This is a genomic window from Komagataeibacter kakiaceti JCM 25156, from assembly GCF_000613305.1.
The window spans coordinates 1-2,939 of record NZ_BAIO01000297.1 but is presented as its reverse complement, the minus strand read 5'-3'; the positions used below and the strand labels follow the sequence as shown (position 1 = coordinate 2,939).

The following is a 2,939-nucleotide window of genomic DNA, read 5'->3' as shown; positions in this document are numbered from 1 at the left end:
CTCGTTCTCCAGCCCCGGCACCTCGGGGTCGGAATGCACTTCCGCCACCCCGGCGAAGGGATTGTCGAGCGGCGGCGGCGCCATTTCCACCCGCGCATGGTGGAGGTAACCCGCACGCGCAGGTGTTCCAGCATGGCGTGGAACAGTTCGAAGGCCTCGTGCTTGAACTCGTTGAGCGGATCCTTCTGGCCATAGGCGCGCAGGCCGATGCCCTGGCGCAACTGGTCAAGGGCCAGCAGATGCTCTTTCCACACCGCATCGAATGTTGTCAGCAGCACCTGCTTTTCAACATAGCGCATGATGGAGGGGCCAAAATTCGCGGCCCGGCTGGCCTGGGACTGGGCCGCCGCCTGCTCGATCCGCTCGGTCACGACGCCCGCGTCCACGCCGTCCTCCTCCGCCCATTCCGCAATCGGCAGGGTCAGGTTCAGCGTGGTCTGCACGTCCTGCGCCAGCTCGTCCTTCAGCCACTGTTCGGGGAAGGATTTTTCCGGGATGCGGCGGGCCACCATGTCGTGCACCACATCCTCGCGCATTTCGCCTATGATGGCGGACAGATCGTCAGCCCCCATGTATTCCCGGCGCTGGGCATAGACCTCCTTGCGCTGGTCATTCATCACGTCATCGTATTTGAGCGTGTTCTTGCGCATGTCGAAGTTGCGGGCCTCGACCTTTTTCTGCGCGCGCTCAAGGGCCTTGTTGATCCAGGGGTGGACGATGGCCTCCCCTTCCTTCAGGCCCAGCTTCTGGAGCATGTTGCCCATGCGGTCCGTGCCGAAAATACGCATGAGGTCATCTTCAAGCGAGATGAAGAAGCGCGAATTGCCGGGATCGCCCTGACGGCCCGCGCGGCCACGGAGCTGGTTGTCGATCCGGCGGCTTTCATGGCGTTCGGTGCCGATCACGTACAGACCGCCCGCCGCGCGCACGGTCTCGTGGTCACGGGCGACCTTCTCGCGCAGTTCGACCTCGCGCCGGGCGCGTTCCTCCGGATCCTCGATACCGCCAAGCTGCTGGCTGATCAGCATATCCACATTGCCGCCCAGCTTGATGTCCGTGCCGCGCCCGGCCATGTTGGTGGCGATGGTGATCGCGCCCGGCGCGCCCGCCTGCGCCACGATCTCGGCCTCAAGCTCATGGAAGCGGGCGTTGAGGACATTATGCTTGATGCCGTTCTGGCGCAGGAGCGAAGACAGGTATTCGCTCTTCTCGATCGAGGTCGTGCCCACCAGCACCGGCTGGCCCGATGAGGCGCTGATTTCCTTGATCAGGTTGCTCACCGCCTCGTATTTCTCACGCGCGGTCAGATAGACCTCATCGTCATCGTCCTTGCGGGCGACGGGCAGGTTGGTGGGAATCTCGATCACGTCGAGCTTGTAGATGTCCGCGAACTCATCCGCCTCGGTCATGGCGGTGCCGGTCATGCCCGACAGGCGGGGATACATGCGGAAGTAGTTCTGGAACGTGATCGAGGCCAGGGTCTGGTTTTCCTGCTGGACCTCGACATGCTCCTTGGCTTCGAGCGCCTGATGCAGCCCGTCCGAATAGCGGCGGCCTTCCATCATGCGGCCCGTGAATTCGTCGATGATGACGACCTTGCCGCCGCGCACGATGTAGTCGACATCGCGCGTGAACAGCGTATGCGCGCGCAGCGACTGCTGGACGTGGTGGATCACCGCCACGTTATGGCTGTCGTACAGCCCGCCCTCATCCAGCACGCCCGCGCCGCGCAGCAGTTCCTCGGCCTGTTCGGCACCCTTTTCCGTCAGGATGACGGAGCGGAACTTCTCATCCTTTTCATAGGTTTCGGGATCGGCCACCAGCGCGACCATCACTTCGTCCACCGAGCGGTAGAGGTCGGAACTGTCCTCCGCCGGGCCGGAAATGATGAGCGGGGTGCGGGCCTCGTCGATCAGGATCGAGTCGACCTCATCCACGATGGCGTGGTGGAAGGGGCGCTGGACCATGTCTTCCACGCGGTACTTCATGTTGTCGCGCAGGTAGTCGAAGCCGAATTCGTTATTGGTGCCGTAGGTGATGTCGGCACGGTAGGCCGCGCGGCGTTCCTCCTCGGAAATGTTGGGCACGACCACGCCGATGGTCAGACCCAGGAAGGCATACAGCTGGCCCATCTGCTCGGCGTCACGGCTGGCGAGATAGTCGTTGACCGTCACGACATGCACGCCCTGCCCCGCCAGCGCGCTGAGATAGACGGCCAGCGTCGCGACAAGGGTCTTGCCCTCACCCGTGCGCATTTCCGCGATCTTGCCGTCATGCAGCACCATGCCGCCGATAAGCTGCACATCGAAATGACGCATGCCCAGCACGCGCCGCGAGGCTCGCGGCACACGGCGAACGCTTCGGGCAGGAGCGCGTCAAGCGTTTCGCCCTTTGCGATGCGCTCGCGGAATTCCACCGTTTTCGCGGCCAGCCCCGCATCATCCAGCGCCTGAACCTGCGGCTCCAGCGCATTGATCGCGGGTACGCGCCGCTGATACGATTTCAGCGCCCGGTCATTGGCGGTTCCGAACAGAGCGCGGGCAATACTGGCGAACATGAAGACCTTCCAGGAATGACAGTCCCGCCTGGCCGCCAGGGACGGGCGGGACCGAAGACAGGCGTGGCGGATAAAATTCTCGCGCGGAGACATGAAATAGGACCCACACCGCCACGGGTCAACCGACGGACCGCAACGCCACCGGCGCGGCGGGGGAAAAACAGCCATCGGGCATCCGGCCCTTGCAGGCTTGACCACCCTTCGCCATGATGCCCGCCGAACGCGTTCATAACTAGGGTTTTTTGCACATGCGGACGACCGGTCCGGCAAAGGCTGTCGCAACGATGGCCCTGCTTGCTTCCTCCTTCATCATTCCTCCTGCAGTCGCGGCGTCTCCCGCCCCGGCTCCGGCCACGCCCGCGCCCGCCGCCACGGCGGACCA

1 pseudogene is annotated in these 2,939 nt (G+C 63.8%); it reads right to left on the bottom strand.

The features are described 5' to 3' along the window. Positions 1-2,557 (bottom strand): annotated as a pseudogene (gene secA / locus JCM25156_RS24170) (preprotein translocase subunit SecA); the annotation flags it as partial. Positions 2,558-2,939 lie beyond the last annotated feature (382 nt).